The organism is Sphingorhabdus sp., assembly GCF_044354325.1.
Lineage (GTDB): Bacteria > Pseudomonadota > Alphaproteobacteria > Sphingomonadales > Sphingomonadaceae > Sphingorhabdus_B.
In genome coordinates, this window is record NZ_JBILAF010000111.1 from 1 (window position 1) to 6,601 (window position 6,601).

Consider the following 6,601-nt stretch of genomic DNA (forward strand, 5'->3'; position numbering starts at 1 on the left):
GGCCCAACAATTCAGGCGAAACGTCATTGAACGACAATTCCCGGCCACCATTGGCCGAAAAGATTTCGCGGCCGTTCAGGTTCGACAGGACATATGGCAATCCGCGAATAACAACGCCTGAACCTTCAACCGAAAAGCGGTCGGGGTCATTGCGCTGTTCAAAACGTGAGATGTTGACGCCAGGGACGCGCTGCAATGCTTCTGCAACGGAACGATCGGGCAGCGCGCCAATATCTTCGGAGGTGATTACATCAACAAATGTGTCGGCTTCACGCTTTATACTCTGCGAGTCTGCGAGAGATTTTTTATAGCCGCTCACGATGATCGCGTCTTCAGCCTCAGCGCTTTCCGCAGCTTCAGCGGGCTGTTCAGCCGTTTGTGCGAAAACCGGCTGCGCTGCACATAGTGCAATACTGGATGCCGTCGTCAAAACAGCAAGGCGCTGCAATCGCGATGCTCCGAATAAAGATTTGCGTGCCAAATGACCCTCCCTGATGTCGATTCGGAGGATATGAACTCCCCCTTTATCATAACACATATCCACAATTGAGAGCGTTCACAAGAGATAAAATGAACGTTCACAATTTGCAGTTCTCGTCTATATGGCTACGCAGGATGTTTAAGGGAGAAGTCGGATGGCAATCGATCACATCATCATCGTGGGCGGAGGAACCGCTGGCTGGATGGCGGCTGCTGCGCTGTCCCGTATTCGCGCGGGTCGTCCCGTGGCGATTACGTTGATCGAATCGGAAGAGATCGGAACCGTCGGTGTTGGCGAGGCGACGATACCTCCGTTTCTGGACTTTAACCGTCTGCTCGAAATCGACGAGCGCGACATGCTCTCCATGGTCCAAGGCAGTTTCAAGCTGGGCATTCAGTTCGTCAACTGGGGCAAGATTGGCGACAGCTATATCCACCCCTTTGGCAATTATGGCTATCAGGTCGATGGTATTTCATTTCACCATGTGTGGCACAAATATCAGCAAGCCGGCGACAAGCGCCCCATTCAAGTTTTCAACGTCGAAACAATGGCCGCGCATTTCGGGCGCTTTGCGCGAACGGAAGATTATCAACGCGACGATTTGCCGCCCGTTAACTACGCCTATCATATCGACGCCGGACGCTACGCCCGATATTTACGCAATTATGCAGAAACGCGCGGCGTTGTCCGCCGTGAAGGCAAGATTTCTGATGTCACATTAGACAATGAAAGCGGTTTTGTATCGTCGGTGACAATGGAAAATGGCGACGTGTTGAAGGGCGATCTGTTTATTGATTGCTCTGGCTTCCGCGGCCTGTTGATCGAACAGGCGCTGAAAACAGGTTATGACGATTGGTCCAATTATCTGCCCTGCAACCGTGCGGTAGCACTGCCATGCTTGCGTGAAGATGGCAGCGGTCCATTGCCCTATACCCGCGCAACCGCCCATTCGGCGGGATGGCAATGGCAGGTTCCCTTGCAGCACCGCAACGGCAACGGCCATGTCTATTGCAATGAATATATGTCTGATGACGAGGCACATAGCATCCTGGTCAACAACATCGCCGGAAAACCCGGCGCTGAACCAAATTTCCTGCGTTTTGTAACGGGTCGACGTAAAAAGTTTTGGAACAAAAATGTTGTCGCGCTTGGTCTGGCATCGGGCTTTATGGAGCCGCTTGAGTCCACCTCGCTGCACCTTGTGAACACAGGGATTAACAAGCTGATTGCGTTGCTGTCTCTCGATGGCGTGACGCAAGCGCAAGAAGACGCGTTCAATCGCCTGACCGGCAAGGAATATGCCCGCATCCGCGATTTCCTTATCCTGCATTATAACAGCACAACGCGTGACGACAGTCCGTTCTGGAACTATTGCCGCAATATGCCCGTGCCCGACAGCCTTACCGAGAAGGTCGAGCTGTTCCGTCAAAACGGCCAAATATTCCGCGAAGATGACGAGCTATTTACCGAAACCAGCTGGGCCGCTGTCATGATGGGGCAGGGTATCAAGATGGGCGGGCACAACGCCATGGCAGACGCGGTGAGAGAACCAAATACGCGGCGCGAAATTGACGAAATGGAAAAATCGATCCAGTTTGTAGTCCAGCACATGCCGTCACATGGCGAATATCTGAACCGATATTGCCCCGCCCCTGCTTGAAAAAAGCAATTTCCCTCATCAAACCGGGGTTCAATCGGCCAGAGCCACGTCCTTTTTCCCCAGTGCCCCGAGCTCGCCTGATTCACGGGCTTTTCGGCCGTACACCAACTCGAACAATGGGCTTGCCATCATCGTGGTGACAATCGCCATAAGCACCAGCATTGAGAATAATGTCGGTCCGATTATGCCTTTTTGCAGGCCGATGTTGATGATGATGAGTTCCATTAAACCACGTGAGTTCATCAACGCGCCGATACCCAATGCGGTACGATTGTCTTCGCCAGCAACCCGCGCGGCGACATAGCACGCACCAAATTTGGCGACGATTGATCCCGCCAAAATGACCAGTGCGATCAACAGCAACGGAATCGTGTTGACCATATCCATGCGCGTGTTGAGCCCTGAATAGGTAAAGAACATCGGCAGCAACAGAACGACGGCAAGCGGCTCAACCTTCTTCTTTAGCTCTTCAACAAATAGTCCGCGGGGCATAACAACCCCCAGAATGAAGCCGCCGAAAATTGCATGGATGCCAACTGCGTCCATGATGAAAGCGGACAGACAGAATGCAGCGATGGTTATGCCAAGCACAGTCATGCTCATTTCACCCTCGCGCTCGACTATCCGGCCCAGCGGCGCGAAAATTTTGTGACCAAACAGGATGATAAACGTGGCGTAAAGCAGCCCGCCACCTATTGCGAGAACGGCAACGCCGGGGCCCGCGCCAAAGGTTGCCAGAACCAATGCGAGCACGCACCAAGATACAGCGTCGTCAAAGGCACCGGCGGTAAGGGATAATGTGCCGAGCGACGTTTTTGCTAGCCCTCGTTCGTTAATGATGCGCGCTAACATCGGAAACGCGGTCAGCGCGATGCAGGCGCCCATGAACAAAGTCGCGCTTGATTGCGAAATTCCCGGTGTAAAGAGACCCGGAACGGTCAGCAGCCATGGGGTTAGCCATATTGCAATCAAAAACGGCACCACGATGCCAGCTAATGATACGCTTATCGCGCTCTTTGCTTTGGATTTGAAATGGTCCAGTTGCAACGTTGTGCCGACCAAAAACATGTACAAACCGACGCCAAGTTGTGCCCCTGAATATAGCACGTTTTTAGTCGGTCCGGGGAAAACCGCGGCCTGTGCATCCGCGAAAAAATAGCCAAATAATGATGGGCCGAGGATCACGCCCGCGATCATTTCGCCAACAACCTGGGGTTGACCAAGATATTTTTGGCCCAGTTTGCCGACGATCCGGCAGGTTAATATGATGATAGCTAACTGCAAAAAGAAGTGGACGCTAAAATCCGTCGGCGTGAAGCTACTTACAGTCGCGGCCTGGGCAGGACCGTTGGGATCCAGCACTTTGGAGAGCGTTTCTATTGCGCTTTCTAGCATTTCAGAAAACATACCCTCCCCTTTCTATGGATATGAAGCGCTTACAGGTGGCTGCAATTATATTGACCATTTGTGGACCAGAAACGTCGCCATAGGGCAACCCATGACACGATTGCGGTAGCAGCGCATAGAGCATAATTTTGCTATTTGAGCAGAAAAGTAATCAGGGCGCTTCTAATTTAGAAGTAAACGGCCGCATTCCGCGCACGCTAGAGCGCCCGCCCTTTCCGGGATCACTTCTGCCGTCAGATCGGTCCCAGGTGCTGGCAGTTACCCAATTTTGGTAGTCAGTTGCTTGCGCAAAACTCATCCTGCTTCGAACAATGATTCAACTGATAGGCCTTCGAAGGCCTGCATTAACCATTCAGCGGATTTCGAGGGTGCCAACCAGCTCAGGAATTGTATGTCCCCTTTTGGTGCTATCCCATGCTAATCTGAATGACGTATATTGGGCGCAAAGCTGCCATTGGCACGAGCGGCCTGATTTAGCCGGGGGGTTAACGACGGGCACTGCATACACCTAACCTTCACAGTCCCGGGCATCCACTTTTAATGTAAACTCGACTGGACTGCGTTCTAAATACGAGCAACAACACATTGCGCGTCGGCACTGATCGAAGCGGCTTGCCCTGCCGGCTGTAACCGGGGGGCTGTGGGTGGTGACAGAAGGCATTGGGCCTGCTGCGATCGGAGACCACCTATGTTAAAATCGTCAAGCCGCAAGAAGCAGGCCACTGCTGTCGTCGCCGACCTTATTGATATGTCATTAGCGGACGTTAGAGCAGAATGGCAGAAACGCTATGGTCCGCCGCCTAAGCATCGAGCGGGAGATTTGTTGCGGCGGGTGTTAGCTTGGCGCATCCAAGCGGAAGCTTTCGGCGACCTAGATGCTGCGACGCGGCGGATACTCGCTAAGGAGCAAAACGTCCTGCGGCCTGCTGCCCAGCCAGGTATGCGACTGGCCCGCGAATGGGCGGGCCGTCGCTACGAGGTGGTCGTGATAGAAAGCGGCGTGGTCTTTGAGGGGCAGACCTTTGGAAGCCTCTCAGAAGTTGCGCGACACATAACTGGGCGCAAGTGGAACGGACCGCGCTTCTTTGGCCTGCGGGGTGTCAACGTACGATGACCGAGGCAAAGACAAGGTTCCGCTGTGCTATCTACACGCGCAAATCAACCGATGAAGGCCTTGAGCAGAACTTCAACAGTCTCGACGCACAGCGTGCCGCCTGCGAGGCGTATATCCAAAGCCAAGCTGGCGAAGGCTGGGAATGCCTGCCGCAAGTTTATGACGATGGTGGATGGTCGGGCGGTAATATGGAGCGACCTGCTCTTAAACGGCTTCTTGACGAAATCTCCAAAGGCCAGGTGGATATAGTCGTGGTCTACAAGGTCGATCGATTGACCCGAAGCCTAACAGACTTTGCCCGCATTGTTGAAACGTTCGATAACAATAAAGCTTCCTTTGTGAGCGTGACCCAAGCGTTCAACACAACGAACAGTATGGGCAGACTTACACTCAATGTCCTCTTGTCCTTTGCACAGTTCGAACGCGAGGTCACAGGCGAGCGAATCAGGGACAAGATTGCTGCATCCATGGCACGTGGTATCTGGATGGGCGGGAGCATCCCTAAAGGCTATGACCTGGGAGACCGCAGGCTGGATGTAAACCCGATAGAGGCGGAACAGATCCGCTACATATTCAAGCGCTATCTTGAGCTAAACTCCCTCATCTCTCTCGCCAAAGATCTTGACCAAAACAACATCCGATCCAAACGATGGACAGCGCGAAGCGGGAAGGAACGGGGCGGATATCTTTACGGCCCAAGCGGGCTATCTTATCTGCTGCGTAATCGGATTTACCTAGGCGAAATAACCCACAAGGATAAGTCTTATCCTGGCGAGCATGATGCCATCATCGACACGGACCTGTTCCAGCAAGTGCAGGACCGTCTTGCCGCAAACCATCACAAATTTGTGAATAGGCAAACGCGCTCTGCAGCCTGCCCGCTTCACAACAAAATCTTTGATGCCCAAGGTAAACCCATGCGGCCAAACTTTGGCTACGGCCGGGGCAAGAAGATATATCGTTATTATGTGAGCGACACATTGCTTCCGCTCGGTAGGCTCAAAGCTGGAAGTACAACTCCCCTTGGCGACAGGCTGTCGGCAGAGCGGACAGAACGATTTTTGCAGGATCGGCTCGTCTCTCTTCTTCCCCTAGGCATTGCTACTTCCGAGATCTTCGACGCCATTAAGAGGGTCATGTTCTCCTCCAACAAGCTGACCGTGACGTTGGAAGTTGCGGCGTTGATTGACACTAACGCATGCGAGGACACGCTGCTTGCCAAAGCACAGCAGATCGATCTGGCCGCAAAGATACACGATGACGATCTCGTGCTGTCCTTAGATGCGCGGCCAGTACGACGTGGCAAGTCGGTGCGGTCCACCGACAGCTTTTTGGATGCGCCCGAGCAGAAAAGAGTTTTAGCCGAACTGGTACGAACCTCGCACCGCAAGCTGACGGAGTTGAACGCCTCACCACTTCATCCCGAGATGCACGAGCACATGTCCACGCCGGTCAATGAATGGACCCGCGAGCGCATTGCGATAGGGCTATTGGCGCCTGATATCCAGAAAGCGCTTCTTACTGGAACTGCACCTTTAGGGCTTGATCCCGAGAAGCTTCTGTCTCGCGATATACCTCTGGACTGGGAAGGTCAGAGGAAGTTTTTAGGCATGAAGCATGCTGCCTAGAATGCGCGAACTTCCATAAGTGTCACGGGCTATCGCGCGTAGAGACTGAGGGTCAAATCAAGGCGGTTTGGCCCTCTTTTGGTCTCCGCAGAGACTTTGGATTGCCTGCAGCTAGGCCGGAGGCGCTTAGGAACGCGGGGTTTATGATTGAAAAATGTCAGCGGGGTTTTAGCTGTGAGGTGTTTGGAGGCCCGAGCCGGAATCGAACCGGCGTGCAAGGATTTGCAGTCCTCTGCGTCACCACTCCGCCATCGGGCCCCTAAACAACAACTTGCCAGATCAGCATGCCATCATGTGGTGAAGGCGGGCGT

The 6,601-nt window shown here is 53.4% G+C and carries 5 protein-coding genes and 1 tRNA gene; 3 read left to right on the plus strand and 3 right to left on the minus strand.

Features of this window, described 5'->3' with window-relative positions:
* A partial coding sequence (locus tag ACIQ0G_RS09370; protein ID WP_397577684.1) for a TonB-dependent receptor plug domain-containing protein occupies positions 1 to 412 on the minus strand: 412 nt, incomplete at its 3' end.
* A gap of 223 nt (positions 413 to 635) precedes the next feature.
* Here ACIQ0G_RS09370 and ACIQ0G_RS09375 point away from each other — a divergent pair.
* The gene (locus ACIQ0G_RS09375; protein WP_397577680.1) at positions 636 to 2,141 is read left to right on the plus strand and encodes a tryptophan halogenase family protein; all 1,506 of its coding nucleotides are present in this window, start codon (positions 636 to 638) and stop codon (positions 2,139 to 2,141) included.
* 30 nt (positions 2,142 to 2,171) lie between these two features.
* Here ACIQ0G_RS09375 and ACIQ0G_RS09380 read toward each other — a convergent pair whose 3' ends face one another.
* Positions 2,172 to 3,548, minus strand: coding sequence for a cation:proton antiporter (locus ACIQ0G_RS09380; RefSeq protein ID WP_397577681.1), 1,377 nt, complete (start codon positions 3,546 to 3,548; stop codon positions 2,172 to 2,174).
* Positions 3,549 to 4,236: 688 nt separating this feature from the next.
* Between ACIQ0G_RS09380 and ACIQ0G_RS09385 the strand changes: the two genes are divergently transcribed.
* Both ACIQ0G_RS09385 and ACIQ0G_RS09390 read left to right on the plus strand, forming a co-directional pair.
* Entirely contained in the window at positions 4,237 to 4,662 is a 426-nt protein-coding gene (locus tag ACIQ0G_RS09385) for a DUF2924 domain-containing protein (protein WP_397577682.1), read from the plus strand.
* Positions 4,659 to 6,290, plus strand: coding sequence for a recombinase family protein (locus ACIQ0G_RS09390; protein ID WP_397577683.1), 1,632 nt, complete (start codon positions 4,659 to 4,661; stop codon positions 6,288 to 6,290). The genes ACIQ0G_RS09385 and ACIQ0G_RS09390 overlap by 4 nt, the downstream gene beginning before the upstream one ends.
* A 184-nt stretch (positions 6,291 to 6,474) precedes the next feature.
* Here ACIQ0G_RS09390 and ACIQ0G_RS09395 read toward each other — a convergent pair.
* A tRNA-Cys gene (locus ACIQ0G_RS09395) sits at positions 6,475 to 6,548 on the minus strand.
* Positions 6,549 to 6,601: the final 53 nt, after the last annotated feature.